Below are 13,163 nucleotides of genomic sequence, written 5' to 3' on the forward strand. Positions count from 1 at the left end.
CGCTGGACAGTTGGCGAAACTGTTGCAAATCCTTGTAAAAATGAGGGCGAACATGCTTGTGAAATTTGACAAGGTTCAAAAATCCTATCCCGGTGGTCGGCCGGTCCTGCGCGACGTGTCATTGTCGCTGGATCGCGGCCAAACGCTAGCCCTGACCGGCGAAAGCGGCAGCGGTAAAAGCACCCTGCTGAACCTTGCTGCTGCATTGGACACTGTGGACAGAGGGAAAATCACACTGGACGGCGTAGCCCTGTCGCAACTGGATGATCCGGGCCGGGCCGCCCTGCGCCGCACGTCCTTATCGCTGGTGTTTCAGCAATTTAACTTGATCCCATCTTTGACAGCAGGTCAAAACCTGTCGTTTCATGCCCGGTTGGCCGGATGCCACGACCCCGATTGGTGCGCCCATCTGGCCCAGCGGCTGGGCCTTTCCGATCTGCTTGATCGATATCCCGAGAACCTGTCGGGCGGACAACAACAGCGCGTTGCCATCGGTCGTGCCATGGCCGCCCGGCCCAAATTGCTACTGGCGGATGAACCTACGGGAAACCTGGACGAAACAGCCAGCGCCACCGTTCTTGACCTCATGTTGGCTCTTGTTGCGGATACCGGGGCCGCGCTGCTTTTGGTCACCCATTCGCACGAGATTGCGGCCCGTTTGGATCGGCGTGTGCATCTGTCTGGCGGGCTTATCGCATGACGCTGACCGTCATTCAGGCGCTGGCCTCTCATTGGCGGGCACACCGGCTGCAACTGGCGACCCTGCTGATCGGCCTGGCCCTTGCAACCGGGCTCTGGTCAGCGGTGCAGGCCATCAATGCCGAGGCTCGTGCCAGCTATGACCGGGCCGCTGATCAACTGGCGCTAGGTCGGTTTGACGAATTGCACAACCCCGCCGGTCCAATCCCCCTGTCGCGTTACGTCGAGCTGAGGCGCGCGGGCTGGCAGGTTGCTGCGGTACTGGAAGGCCCATTGCGGGTTCAGGGTCAGACATTGCGGGTCCTTGGCGTAGATATGGTGGCCTATCCCGCCCTGCCCGCCGTCACGCAGATGGAACAAAGCGGCACGCCACCCAACCCTGCCGATATGTTGACCGCGCCGGGGCGACTGCTGACGACCCCGGTTTTGGAGCCGCTATTGGCCGGCCAGACCGGTTTGCCTCCGATCCTGATTAGCGATGCCTTACCGCCCGATCTGATCCTGACTGACATCGGTGTGGCCGAGACGTTACTGAAGAAGCCGGGAGAGATTTCGCACCTGATCATTTTACCGGATCAGCCCGGTTCAATTCCACCGCTGTCGACTATTGCCCCCGAACTGGAGCGGGTCCCGGCACAGGAACAACTGGATACCGCACAACTGACCGACAGTTTTCACCTGAACCTGTCCGCCTTTGGCCTGCTGTCCTTTGCGGTGGGTCTGTTCATCGTGCACGGAACCGTGGGCCTGGCCTTTGCCCAGCGGCGCGGCATGATCCGAACCCTGCGCGCTTTGGGCGTTTCGATGCGGCGGCTGGTTTGGCTGATCATGGCTGAGCTTTCCGTACTGGCGATTGTCGGCGGTATACTCGGTTTGGTGCTTGGATTTTTCCTCGCAGGCGCGCTGTTGCCGGATGTGGCTGCAAGTTTGCGCGGACTTTACGGTGCACCTGTCAGCGGCCAGATCTCATTGCAACCTCAATGGGCACTGTCCGGGTTGGCGATGGCCTTGGGCGGCACTTTTCTGGCCAGCGGACACGCCTTGTATCGCCTGTCGCGAATGCCAATCCTAAGCGGCGCAGGCTTGCAGGCCTGGCGCAGCGCGGCCTCGGGTAGCTGGGTCGTCGCCCTTGCCGGTGTCGCCGCTACTGTCGGGGGCATTCTAGCCATGCTGTTGTTCGGAGGGTTAGTGGCCGGTTTCGTCTTGGTCGCCGGGATGCTGGTCGGATCCGCGTTGGTATTGCCCTATGCCTTGTCGCGCGTCCTGATCCTGTTTCAGCGTTCAGCGAAAGGGCCAATAGCCCAATGGGTCTGGTCGGACATGCGCGCCCAACTGCCGGGCTTATCTTTGGCGCTGATGGCCCTGTTGCTGGCGCTTGCCGCGAATATCGGCGTAGGCACGATGGTTTCCAGCTTTCGGTTGACCTTTACCGGCTGGCTGGACCAGCGCCTTACATCCGAGCTCTACGTCACCGCTGCCACCGATCAGCAGGGTAAGGACATCGCAGAATGGCTGAACCCGCAGGTAGATGCCATCTTGCCGATCCGAAGCGTTGAACTGGCGAAATCGTCGGGGCCTCTGTTTCTCTATGGTATCATCGACGATCAGACTTATCGTGAGAAATGGCCGCTTATCAGCACCTCGGAACGTGTTTGGGACCGGGTCCACGACGGAACCGCTGTGCTGATTAACGAACAACTTGCCCGCCGGGAAAACCTTTGGCCTGGCGACTCTTTGGCCATCACACCCGCCGACACGATGACCATCGCAGGTGTCTATTCGGACTATGGCAACCCAACCGGTCAGGCCATCGTTTCTATGGCCCAACTTGATCAGATCGCGCCCGGCGCTGAGGCGCGCCGATTTGGCATTCGTGTCGCGCCTTATCGGGCCACGGATCTGGCACAGGCCTTGCGCGAGCAGTTCGACCTGCCCCGCCGAGCAGTCGTCCAGCAAGCTGCAATGAAGGCGCAATCCATGCAGGTGTTCGAAAAGACCTTCGTTGTTACCTCAGCCTTGAACATCCTGACGCTAGGGGTTGCAGGGTTCGCCATTCTGACCAGCCTGCTGACGTTGTGGACGCAGCGCCTGCCGCAAATTGCGCCCGTCTGGGCGCTCGGGCTGACACGTGCAGAACTGGCCCGGCTTGAACTTTTGCGCAGCGTGCTGCTGGCCGCTTTGACCGCCTTGCTGGCTCTGCCGCTGGGGTTGGCTTTGGCGTGGACCTTGCTGACTGTCATCAACGTCGAGGCGTTTGGCTGGAGGCTGCCGATGTACCTGTTCCCTGTCGACTGGGTTTATCTGTTGGGTTTGACCCTGCTTGCGGCAACCGTTGCCGCGGCCCTGCCTGCCGCCCGTTTGCTGCGCCTGCCGCCTGCGGATCTACTGAAGGTGTTTGCCAATGAACGTTAGGATATGGCTGATAGTCTTGCTGCTGGCCGTGCCGGGCATTGCCCGCGCACAGGGATACGCAGGCCTGGGCGGTTCGGCTGAAGGGTTCACTGTGCCCCAGCCGGAGTATGCGTTTCAATTCCCGCAGGATCATGGCCCCCACCCGGACTACCGGATCGAGTGGTGGTATCTGACAGCAAACCTGAAAGGTGAAGACGGGCGCGATTACGGTATCCAGTGGACCCTGTTTCGGTCGGCACTGAAACCGCATGAGGTCGAGGGGTGGCAAAGCCCACAGATATGGATGGGCCATGCTGCGGTGACCACGCCCGACAAACACTATTTCGCGGAGCGTCTGTCGCGCGGCGGCATCGGTCAGGCAGGGGTTACGGCAGCGCCATTCGAGGCTTGGATCGACGAATGGCACATGCGCGGGTCAGACCCAAACGCGGTCAGCCTCTCTGCGAACGGTGCGGATTTCGGCTATGACCTAAAGCTCGAAGCCAACGGGCCGTTCGTTTTTCACGGCGAGGACGGATATTCGGTGAAATCCGGCGACGGGCAAGCCAGCTATTACTATTCCCAGCCGTTTTACGAGGTACAAGGCGTTTTGCGGCTGCCAGATGGCGACGTGGCGGTCACCGGGCAAGGCTGGCTGGACCGCGAATGGTCATCACAACCTTTGGCCGCAGATCAAAGCGGCTGGGATTGGTTCTCGCTCAGCTTTGACAATGGCGACAAGATGATGGCTTTTCGGTTACGCGGCGACCGAGGTGATTTCACAGCTGCTACGTGGATCACCGCCAATGGTACGACGACCGCGATCCCCGATGGTTCGGTCACGTTCGAGCCGCTGACGACCGCGCCCGTTGCTGGCCGCGACGTACCTGTCAGATGGCGCGTCACATTGCCTGACCGGGATCTGGACGTCGAGGTATCAGCGCTGACACCCGACGCGTGGATGGCCACCCGGTTTGAATACTGGGAAGGTCCCGTCCAGATCAGCGGCAGCCATTCCGGACGGGGGTATCTTGAGATGACAGGGTACTGATCCGCCCAATTTTCTTAGCGCACCACGTAGACAGAGACGTCTGAATGCCGCACGACCCGTGCAGCATTCGGACCCAGCAGATAATCTTTCAGGTCGGGTTTGTGCGCACCGATCACGATCAGATCGCTACCAGCACTGTCCGCAGTTTTCAGGATTTCCTGATAGGCAGTACCCGTCGCGACCACGTGGCGGATCTTTTCATTCCGATCCGCCCCCAGTGTGGACACACACATCTCGGCCAGTTTGGTATGTGCCTCTTCCAGCGCCTTGTCGTGAAAATCACTTTCGAAAAAGCCAGACACCCAACTTTCTCCGAAATCCGGCAGGACCGTCACCACATCCAGTTGAGCACCTTCCTGATCGGCCAGCTTCGCAGCTTTCTTCAGGACATGCGTATCAAGATCGCCGTTGCTGATATCGACGGCACAGAGAACAGCGTTTGTCATGCGGTCACCTCTTGTCTGGCGGCGCGGCCGCGCTGAAGGAAAGCGATCAGTCCCAGCAAGAGCATTGCCGGAATGTAGATCAACTGTTTCGGTGGCTGGCTAGCCGGCAAGCTGACCGAGGTCAGGCGCACTGCCTCATCCCCGTAGTAGTCGAAGATATCCAAATCATCCGCGACAGGTGTCCCGAACAATGGCTCTTCGAGTTTGACCAACCCGTCTTCTTCAAGCAGCAGCAAGCCCATCGCGTCGACACGCGCTTGCCCGCCCTCTTCGCTGCCAACGGGAACAACAACCGTCGTGTCCGTCATCTCAAGCGTGTCAAAGTCTGGCCCGCTGATGACCATGCGCACCTCGGTACCCGGAGGTGTTTCGCCGATGGTCTCCACAAACGCAGCAGGCTCGACCGAAGTAAACGGCGGCGCGATGCGGTTCATGAAGAAGTCGGGCCTGAACAGCGCGAACGCCACAAGGATCAACGCGATGCTTTCATAGATGCGGCTGCGGGTCAGGAAGTAACCCATTGTGCCGGCTGTGAAGACGAGGATGGCGATTGTCGCAAATATCGCCACGGTTATGCCTTCGACCCACGTCACATCGATCAGCAGCAGGTCCGTGTTGAAGATGAACACGAACGGCAAGGCCACGGTGCGCAGGCTGTAAAAGAACGCAATGAAACCGGTTTTGATTGCGTCACCACCGGATACTGCAGCGGCCGCAAAGCTCGCCAATCCAACCGGCGGGGTCACGTCAGCCATGATCCCAAAGTAAAAGACGAACAGGTGCACTGCGATCAACGGAACGATAAGTCCGCTTTGCGCACCCAGCTCAACAACCACACCAGCCATCAGCGAACTGACCACAATATAGTTTGCGGTGGTCGGCAGGCCCATGCCCAGGATCAGGCTCAGCAGGCCGACCATAATCAGCATCAGGATTAGGTTGCCGCCTGACAGGAACTCAACCAGGTCGGCCATCACTTGTCCGACACCAGTCAGCGTCACAGTGCCCACGATGACGCCGGCTGTTGCCGTTGCCAGCGCGATACCAATCATGTTCCGCGCGCCGTCGATCATGCCCTGCCAAAGGTCAGCGACACCATCAATGAACGTGTTGTAGACGTTGCTTTGCCCGCGGAATATCGCCTTGAGCGGCTTCTGCGTCAGCAGGATCACGAAGAGCAGCGTCGTGGCCCAGAAAGCCGACAGACCCGGTGACTTCTGCTCGATCATCAAGAAGTAGACCAGCACGATAATCGGCAACAGGTAGTGCAGCCCAGCTTTGTAGATGTCGGCAATGATCGGCAAGGTCACTTCCTTGGCGTTTGGATCGTCCGGCTCAAGATCCGGCACCTGAGCGGCCAGATACAGCAGTGCCACATAGATGGCACAGATGATCAGGCTGAGGACCAGCCCAGCCGATGACGGCACCCAGTTTGTCACCGCTTCGACCGGGAATTGAGAACCGTAGCACAGCCCGGCAAAGACCAGGAAGAAGGACAACATACCGACAACTGTGCGCGCCAGCTTTACGTCGCGGTCGCCCAGCGTGGGCATGTTCCGCTTCACGGCCTCAAGGTGCACGATGTAGACCAGCGCGATGTATGAAATCGCGGCAGGCAGGAAGGCGTGGGTGATCACCTCGACATAAGAAATGCCAACATATTCCACCATCAAGAAGGCCGCAGCCCCCATCACTGGCGGCATGATCTGTCCGTTCACGGATGAGGCAACCTCGACCGATCCGGCCTGTTCGCTGCTAAACCCAACGCGTTTCATCAGCGGTATGGTGAATGTACCGGTTGTCACAACGTTGGCGATGGACGAACCCGAGATCAGGCCGGTCGCGGCCGAACCGACAACAGCGGCTTTGGCTGGGCCACCGCGCAGGTGCCCCAAGGCACCGAAAGCCATCTTGATAAAGTAGTTCCCTGCCCCGGCCTTATCCAGCAAGGCCCCGAACAGAACGAACAGGAAAACGAATTTGGTCGAAACCCCAAGCGCGATGCCAAACACGCCCTCGGACGTGATCCACATATGGCTCATCGCCTTTTTCAGGCTTGCGCCTTTCCAGCGAATAACCTCGGGAACCCAATCAGAGGATCCGAAAAACACATATACCAGAAAGATCGTCGCAATGATCGCCATTGCGGGGCCAAGCGCACGACGCGCGGCCTCGAACAACAACAGCAGACCAACCAGGGCGACCCATTTGTCAGTGTCATCCGCAAGACCGCCTGCATCGACGATCTTGTTGTAAAAGAAATAGCCATACAGCGCGACAAACGCGCCCAGCAGCCCCATGATCCAATCCTGAACCGGGATATAGTTGCGCGGGCTTGATTTCAGCGCCGGATAGGCTGCAAAGGCCAGAAACAACGCAAAGGCCAGGTGAAACTGCCGCGCGTTGTTCACAACGCTGCCGGGCAGCACATAGTTCGCAAGTGGCGAGGCCAGAACGACCTGAAAGATCGACCAGATCGCGGCCACCACGGCCAGGAATATCCCGACATTACCGACCGGATTACGTCCACCCGCATCGGATGAGGCCACAAGATCCTGTAGCTCTTCTTCGGATAGCGGACGATTGGATTGTGTGTCGGAACTCATGAAATGTCTCCCCGTCGCGGCCATTTTGGCCTTCTGAACCACCCGATTTGTTCGGGTTTTGGTTGCAGGGCGCCCGTTGGGCACCCTGCCTTAGGTCTGGCTTACTGAACCCAGCCTTTTTCTTTATAGTACTTCTCAGCACCCGGATGCAGCGGAGCCGAAAGGCCATCTGCAATCATCTCTTCGGGCTTGAGGTTGGCAAATGCAGGGTGCAGCTTTTTGAAATCGTCGAAGTTCTCGAAGACCGAGCTGACAACCGCATAAACCGCGTCATCCGACACGTCTGCCGAGGTCACGAACGTCGCGCCCACACCAAAGGTCGAGGTGTCGCCATCCGAACCACGGTACATGCCACCGGGGATTGTCGCAGTACGGTAGAACGAGTTGTCGTCTACCAGTTTGCTGACGGCGTCGCCGCTGACGTTCACCAGAACCGAGTCACAGGCTGTAGTCGCTTCCTGGATCGAGCCCGACGGGTGACCAACGGTGTAAACCATCGCGTCGATCTGGTTGTCACACAGAGCCGCCGACTGTTCTGCCGCTTTCAGCTCGGTCGCCAGTTCGAAATCGTCGGTGGTCCAACCCATTTCGCCCAGCAGGACTTCCATCGTGCCGCGCTGACCGGAACCGGGGTTACCGATGTTGACGCGCTTGCCCTTCAGGTCCTCGAAGTTGGTGATGCCGGAATCGGCACGTGCAACAACGGTGAACGGTTCGGGGTGTACCGAGAAGACGGCGCGCAGGTTTTCGAAGGGGCCAGCCTCTTCGAATTTCGAGCTGCCGTTATAGGCGTGGTACTGCCAGTCGGACTGGGCAACACCAAACTCCAGCTCGCCTTCGCGAATGGTGTTGATGTTGTAGACCGAACCACCGGTCGACTCGACCGAGCAACGAACGCCGTGCTCTTTGCGGCCTTTGTTCACCAGACGGCAGATCGCGCCACCAGTCGGATAGTACACGCCGGTCACACCGCCGGTACCAATAGTGATAAACTCTTCTGCATAAGCGGCCGGAGCCATAAGAGCTGCGGTAACGACCGCGCCCAGGCTAAGCTTGCTGCTATTTTTCATTTTTGAGAACTCCCAACTCTTATTGTGGATGAGAGACAGTTCAGCGGCCCCCATCCAGGGACCTTGCCGGTACGGCAAGCGAACCCGTCTTGCAACGGGTCAAGCATCTGAAATTTAAGTCTCCCAACGCCTTTGACGTTTCATTCAGACACTCCGCTTGTCAACCCCTGCGCGGGGTATGAAGGCCCCGATCCGCAGATGTGAGGAGATTTCCGAAAGTTTCCCCCTTTAACGGGGCGGTTTTGCACAGATCGGCATCACTGGGCCGGATCATGAAAAACCGCGCCAGCTAAATATCCAAAAACACTTTGAAAGTTTGGATTCCGCAACCTAGGCTTGGCCAAACGACCCGATGTTTCATGAATTTACGCGGAAGGGTTCTGGACAGTGGACGGCAAATCACCCAGTCCGATGCTTGTGATCGCCCTAGCCCTTAGTGCGGCCATCGCAATCTGGGGCATTGCTGACCCGCAAGGCCTGGGTCGCATTGCTGCATCGGCGGTTGAGACGCAATTCAACAGCCGCGGCTGGTTCATCATGCTTGAGGTCAGCGGGCTTTTGTTTGTGGTCCTCTTTCTGGCCCTGTCACGGTTTGGAGATATCCGCCTTGGCCCTGACACAGCCGAACCAGAGTTTTCAACGACCGCGTGGATCGCGATGCTATTCGCCGCAGGGATGGGTGTCGGTCTACTGTTCTATGGCGCAGCCGAGCCGCTGACCCACTACGAAGTGCTGCGTCAATACAATAGCGACGCAGAAGCGGCCAGTTATGCGATGTTCGTGACCTACTTGAACTGGGGATTCCACGCCTGGGCGATTTACGGAATCGTCGGATTGGTCATCGCCTACTTTGCCTATCGCCGAAATCGCACTTTGTTACTAAGTGCCCCAGTCACCGACGCACTTGGTGAAGCAGGATGGACAAAAGCGCTGGGGTGGGTTTTCGACTTGCTCTCGATCGTCGCAATTGCCGTCGGGTTGGCGGGCTCAATGGCAATGGGGGTATTTCAGATCCAAACCGGATTGGCAGGCCTGTTGGGTATAGAAACCCCAGGCGTGCTGACTCTGCCCGTTTTTGCCGCGCTTTGTATTGCGTTCATCATACCGTTGCGTCGCGATCTGGGCGACGGAATGGCCCTGTTGTCCAACGCAGCAATGCTGATCGCCGTCGGGATGATGGTCTATCTTCTGGTGCTGGGCCCAACCTCTTATCTGATGGATGGCATCGTTTCCGGATTCGGACGCTATCTGTTCGGTGTCCTACCAGCAGGATTCTCGACCGCAGAATTCTTCGACGACCTGTTGGTCGACTGGTTCCACGGCTGGACGCTGAACTATATGATCTGGTGGCTGGCTTGGTCACCCTTCGTGGGCATTTTCATCGCCCGGATTTCCCGCGGACGCACGATCCGAGAGTTTCTGATCGGAGTCGTCGTCACCCCTACACTGTTCTCGATCCTGTGGTTCGGCGTTTTTGGCGGCTTGGGTTTTTTCGATGCTTTGCGTCAGGACGGAGCCTTATCAGCCGTCAACGCAGAGAACCTCGACGCAACAACATTTGCGTTGCTTGAGCGCTTCCCGCTGGACGGCATCACTAGAATAGCAACAATCCTGGCCGCGTTCCTGTTTGTGGTTACCAGCGTCGTAAGCGCCGGATTCACCCTTGCGATGATAGGGACCGGAGGCGACGACAACCCCTCCCCCCGAATTCGTACGATTTGGGGCATTATCCTTGGCGCGTTAGGGATGGCGATGATTCTGGTGGGCGATATCTCTCTGGTAAGGTCCATAATAGCGCTGTCAGCCATCGCCTTCGTGTTTATCGTGCCAATTCTTGTTGTCTGTCTGTTCAAACGGCTGGTGCAGGAGGACCGATCATGAGTGGCCAACTGATCGACACCGCACTGAACCTCAGCGTTTTTGCCTATATCGGGTTTCTGGCGTGGCTGATCCTGCGACGCAGTAAATGAGCGCAGAAACTTAGAACAGATTCGCCCTGAACATCCCATGCCTGTTCGCTTTTTCCAGGGTTTACGGGAAAACTCGCTCTGAGAAACTGCCCGCGCACACCGCGGCACTTAATTTGTCGCCAAGCTTTCCAAGGACCGTCACAATCCCGACGTTTTCGATACCCCGGTCAAAAGTGGCAACATGAGCATTCGAAACGCCAAAAAAGAAAAAACAGAGAGCAGGTTACCCTAACTCTCTGTTTTTACCTTGGTACCCAAGGCCGGACTCGAACCGGCACGTCCGTTAGGACGGGGGATTTTGAATCCCCTGCGTCTACCATTCCGCCACTTGGGCCACGAACACTGGATTAGCGCTCATAATCGGGAAGGTCCAGAGGCAAAAAACAACCGATATTCAGTTTGTTTTCTTCAGGCACGGTTGACGACCCATCAGGCGCATGGTTTGGCTGACGCAACAAGAGAACGGGATTTTAGCATCTGATGTTGCGATCGCTCTATGACTGGACCATTCGTCTGGCCGAACACCCGCACGCGCTTTGGGCTCTGGCCATTGTGGCATTTGTCGAAAGCTCGTTCTTTCCGATTCCCCCGGACGTTCTGATGATTCCCATGATTCTTGCGCGCCCGTCGCGCGCCTGGCTGATCGCGACGGTCGCCCTGGTGGCGTCGGTGCTGGGAGGCATGCTGGGTTATGCGATCGGCGCGTTCTTCTATGAAAGCATCGGCCAACCCATCCTCGAATCCATGGGTAAGGCGCATGCCATGGAAGAGTTCAACACCAAGTTCAACGATTTCGGATTCTGGGCCGTGCTGGGCGCAGGGATTACCCCATTCCCGTACAAAGTCATCACCATCATGTCCGGGTGGACAGGCATGCCGCTGGGCACATTCATCGCCACGTCGATTTTGGCCCGCGCGCTCAGGTTCTTTATTGTTGCCGGACTGCTTTGGGGCTTTGGTGAACCCATTCGCAACTTCATCGAAAAGCGTCTGGGGCTTATGTTCACTCTGTTTGTCATCCTGCTGTTCGGTGGATTCTTAGCGGTGAAGTTCTTATGACACGCAAAAAACTGTTGATCCTGATAGCGGCTGGCGGTTCTGCTGCACTCTTGCTGGGCGCGTGGGCGTTTCAACACCTGGGCGGTATGGCCCCGTGCAAAATGTGCATCTGGCAACGCTATCCCCACGGCGCGGCTGTTCTGATTGGCGTGTTGGCCTTTGCCTTTCCAGGCATTCGCCCCCTGCCCCTTTTGGGTGCAGTTGCTGCGATGGTGACTGCCGGGATTGGCATGTACCACGCAGGTGTCGAGCAGAAATGGTGGGAAGGTCCAACCAGCTGCACGTCGGGTGATATTGGCGGGTTGTCCGCTGAAGAATTGATGGATCAGATCATGTCCGCGCCACTTGTGCGCTGTGATGATATCCCGTGGGAGATGTTCGGCCTGTCGATGGCCGGGTGGAACGCTCTGCTATCTGCTGGCCTGGTTTTGGTCTGGCTGGCCGCGTTCCGTGCGAAATAAGCGTTACTACGCGTCCAGTTCGGCATCCCAATACAGAAAGTCGATCCAACTGTCATGCAGGTGGTTCGGGGGGAACTTGCGTCCGATGTTTCGCAGTGCCTCGGCATCTGGCTGACGCGGCGGTTTGCGCAGCGACATGCCCGCCTGCCGCAGCGACTTCGATCCCTTCCTCAGGTTGCAGGGGCTGCACGCCGCCACAACGTTCTGCCAACTGGTCACACCCCCGGCAGCCCGCGGAACAACATGGTCAAAGGTCAGGTTGTCCCGGCTTCCACAATACTGGCAGCGGAACTCGTCCCTTAAAAATAAATTAAAGCGCGTGAAGGCCACGCGCTTTCTGGGTTTTACATAGTCTTTGAGGACAACGACCGACGGTATTCGGATCTCGGTACTGGGGCTTCGGACGACCTCGTCGTATTCGGCCACGATATCCACCCTGTCCAGCCAGGCCGCCTTGATCGCTTCTTGCCAGGGCCACAGGGACAGTGGGTAATAGGATAAGGGGCGATAATCGGCGTTCAAAACCAATGCCGGATGGTGCTTTAGGGCACCCGGTTCCCTGACAAATTCGGTCCTGAATTCTCCGTCCATATCGGAATCGCTCCTCGCTCTGCTCTGCCCGTTATTGACACCAGAGCGGGGAACACCCGCCCCGGCCTTAACTTAACTATATATCGTGTTAAAACTCTGACAAGCCCTGAGTTTCCACAACATCTCGGGTATTGAGTATGCCTGCTCCGTAACAAAGACGTGACAGTTATCCACAGGTTGCGTTCTCTGCCTCTGGCAGGCTATGGCGGGATCATGAGCTGGTTCATACGATTCAACAAACCCTTCGATGTGTTGCCGCAGTTTACCGACCGCGCAAATGCAGAGACACCGCGCAGCACTTTGTCGGATTTCATCGACCTGCCCGGTGTGTATCCGGCTGGGCGGCTGGATCGCGACAGCGAGGGTCTGATGCTGCTGACTGACAACGGCCGGCTGCAGGCGCAAATATCGGACCCCAAGCACAAGATGCCCAAAACCTATTGGGTTCAGGTGGAAGGTTCACCCGATGCTGCCGCCCTGAAGGCTCTGCGCGACGGGATTGATCTGAAGGACGGACCGACGCGCCCGGCCAAGGCCCGGTTGATGGATGAGCCCGAAGACCTATGGCCACGAAACCCACCTATCCGCGTACGCCAAACAGTACCAGACAGCTGGATTGAACTGACCTTGCGCGAAGGCCGCAACCGGCAGGTTCGACGCATGACGGCAGCGGTCGGTCATCCCACCCTGCGCCTGATTCGCGCCCGGATCGGGGACTATACGCTAGAGGGATTGGCGCCCGGTCAATGGGACAGCCTGACAGCTCCTGCATTGGATTCCGCACCGAAGCGTAAACGGGACCGCCGACCGCGCAGGTGA

General features: G+C 57.9%; 11 protein-coding genes and 1 tRNA gene. 7 read left to right on the plus strand and 5 right to left on the minus strand.

Annotated features, from left to right (window positions below):
• The first annotated feature begins 52 nt into the window (after window positions 1–52).
• Genes AC2FIO_RS03205 through AC2FIO_RS03215 form a run of 3 tightly spaced genes read left to right on the plus strand, consistent with a single transcriptional unit; the run spans window position 53 to window position 4,141 of the window.
• Window positions 53–700, plus strand: coding sequence for an ABC transporter ATP-binding protein (locus AC2FIO_RS03205; RefSeq protein WP_282168259.1), 648 nt, complete (start codon window positions 53–55; stop codon window positions 698–700).
• Window positions 697–3,111 carry an FtsX-like permease family protein gene (locus AC2FIO_RS03210; protein ID WP_496695577.1) on the plus strand — a complete coding sequence of 805 codons (2,415 nt, stop codon included), beginning with the start codon at window positions 697–699 and terminating at the stop codon, window positions 3,109–3,111. The genes AC2FIO_RS03205 and AC2FIO_RS03210 overlap by 4 nt, the downstream gene beginning before the upstream one ends.
• A complete protein-coding gene (locus tag AC2FIO_RS03215) occupies window positions 3,101–4,141 on the plus strand; it encodes a lipocalin-like domain-containing protein (RefSeq protein WP_496695579.1) in 1,041 nt (346 codons plus the stop codon). The genes AC2FIO_RS03210 and AC2FIO_RS03215 overlap by 11 nt, the downstream gene beginning before the upstream one ends.
• Before the next feature lie 14 nt (window positions 4,142–4,155).
• Here AC2FIO_RS03215 and AC2FIO_RS03220 read toward each other — a convergent pair whose 3' ends face one another.
• The 3 genes from AC2FIO_RS03220 to AC2FIO_RS03230 all read right to left on the minus strand — a co-directional run bounded on the left by AC2FIO_RS03220 (window position 4,156) and on the right by AC2FIO_RS03230 (window position 8,263).
• Window positions 4,156–4,587, minus strand: coding sequence for a universal stress protein (locus AC2FIO_RS03220; RefSeq protein WP_058271716.1), 432 nt, complete (start codon window positions 4,585–4,587; stop codon window positions 4,156–4,158).
• Window positions 4,584–7,193 carry a TRAP transporter permease gene (locus AC2FIO_RS03225; protein ID WP_282151271.1) on the minus strand — a complete coding sequence of 870 codons (2,610 nt, stop codon included), beginning with the start codon at window positions 7,191–7,193 and terminating at the stop codon, window positions 4,584–4,586. Before AC2FIO_RS03225 ends, AC2FIO_RS03220 begins: the two co-directional genes overlap by 4 nt.
• 101 nt (window positions 7,194–7,294) lie before the next feature.
• On the minus strand, window positions 7,295–8,263 hold the full coding sequence (locus tag AC2FIO_RS03230; RefSeq protein ID WP_058271718.1) for a TAXI family TRAP transporter solute-binding subunit: 969 nt from the start codon (window positions 8,261–8,263) through the stop codon (window positions 7,295–7,297).
• Window positions 8,264–8,674: 411 nt separating this feature from the next.
• On the opposite strand from AC2FIO_RS03230, the gene AC2FIO_RS03235 reads away from it, so the two are divergent.
• Window positions 8,675–10,144 carry a BCCT family transporter gene (locus AC2FIO_RS03235; RefSeq protein ID WP_058271719.1) on the plus strand — a complete coding sequence of 490 codons (1,470 nt, stop codon included), beginning with the start codon at window positions 8,675–8,677 and terminating at the stop codon, window positions 10,142–10,144.
• A gap of 337 nt (window positions 10,145–10,481) precedes the next feature.
• Here the strand turns inward: AC2FIO_RS03235 and AC2FIO_RS03240 are convergent.
• Window positions 10,482–10,567, minus strand: a tRNA-Leu gene (locus AC2FIO_RS03240).
• A gap of 146 nt (window positions 10,568–10,713) precedes the next feature.
• Between AC2FIO_RS03240 and AC2FIO_RS03245 the strand changes: the two genes are divergently transcribed.
• Window positions 10,714–11,292 (plus strand): YqaA family protein, encoded by a 579-nt coding sequence (locus AC2FIO_RS03245; RefSeq protein ID WP_058271720.1) that lies wholly within the window; start codon window positions 10,714–10,716, stop codon window positions 11,290–11,292.
• On the plus strand, window positions 11,289–11,753 hold the full coding sequence (locus AC2FIO_RS03250; RefSeq protein ID WP_058278011.1) for a disulfide bond formation protein B: 465 nt from the start codon (window positions 11,289–11,291) through the stop codon (window positions 11,751–11,753). Before AC2FIO_RS03245 ends, AC2FIO_RS03250 begins: the two co-directional genes overlap by 4 nt.
• Window positions 11,754–11,759: 6 nt before the next feature.
• On the opposite strand, the gene AC2FIO_RS03255 is transcribed toward AC2FIO_RS03250, so the two are convergent.
• On the minus strand, window positions 11,760–12,344 hold the full coding sequence (locus AC2FIO_RS03255; RefSeq protein ID WP_058278012.1) for an HNH endonuclease: 585 nt from the start codon (window positions 12,342–12,344) through the stop codon (window positions 11,760–11,762).
• Between the two features lie 213 nt (window positions 12,345–12,557).
• Between AC2FIO_RS03255 and AC2FIO_RS03260 the strand changes: the two genes are divergently transcribed.
• On the plus strand, window positions 12,558–13,163 hold the full coding sequence (locus AC2FIO_RS03260; RefSeq protein WP_282168253.1) for an rRNA large subunit pseudouridine synthase E: 606 nt from the start codon (window positions 12,558–12,560) through the stop codon (window positions 13,161–13,163).

The organism is Ruegeria sp. CDSB086, from assembly GCF_059611065.1.

What these genes read in the sequence shown, in the direction of transcription:
- AC2FIO_RS03205 (WP_282168259.1), top strand. Translation starts at nt 53, where the DNA reads ATGCTTGTGAAATTTGACAAGGTTCAAAAATCCTATCCCGGTGGTCGG.
- AC2FIO_RS03210 (WP_496695577.1), top strand. Translation starts at nt 697, where the DNA reads ATGACGCTGACCGTCATTCAGGCGCTGGCCTCTCATTGGCGGGCACAC.
- AC2FIO_RS03215 (WP_496695579.1), top strand. Translation starts at nt 3,101, where the DNA reads ATGAACGTTAGGATATGGCTGATAGTCTTGCTGCTGGCCGTGCCGGGC.
- AC2FIO_RS03220 (WP_058271716.1), bottom strand. Translation starts at nt 4,587, where the DNA reads ATGACAAACGCTGTTCTCTGTGCCGTCGATATCAGCAACGGCGATCTT.
- AC2FIO_RS03225 (WP_282151271.1), bottom strand. Translation starts at nt 7,193, where the DNA reads ATGAGTTCCGACACACAATCCAATCGTCCGCTATCCGAAGAAGAGCTA.
- AC2FIO_RS03230 (WP_058271718.1), bottom strand. Translation starts at nt 8,263, where the DNA reads ATGAAAAATAGCAGCAAGCTTAGCCTGGGCGCGGTCGTTACCGCAGCT.
- AC2FIO_RS03235 (WP_058271719.1), top strand. Translation starts at nt 8,675, where the DNA reads ATGCTTGTGATCGCCCTAGCCCTTAGTGCGGCCATCGCAATCTGGGGC.
- AC2FIO_RS03245 (WP_058271720.1), top strand. Translation starts at nt 10,714, where the DNA reads ATGTTGCGATCGCTCTATGACTGGACCATTCGTCTGGCCGAACACCCG.
- AC2FIO_RS03250 (WP_058278011.1), top strand. Translation starts at nt 11,289, where the DNA reads ATGACACGCAAAAAACTGTTGATCCTGATAGCGGCTGGCGGTTCTGCT.
- AC2FIO_RS03255 (WP_058278012.1), bottom strand. Translation starts at nt 12,344, where the DNA reads ATGGACGGAGAATTCAGGACCGAATTTGTCAGGGAACCGGGTGCCCTA.
- AC2FIO_RS03260 (WP_282168253.1), top strand. Translation starts at nt 12,558, where the DNA reads ATGAGCTGGTTCATACGATTCAACAAACCCTTCGATGTGTTGCCGCAG.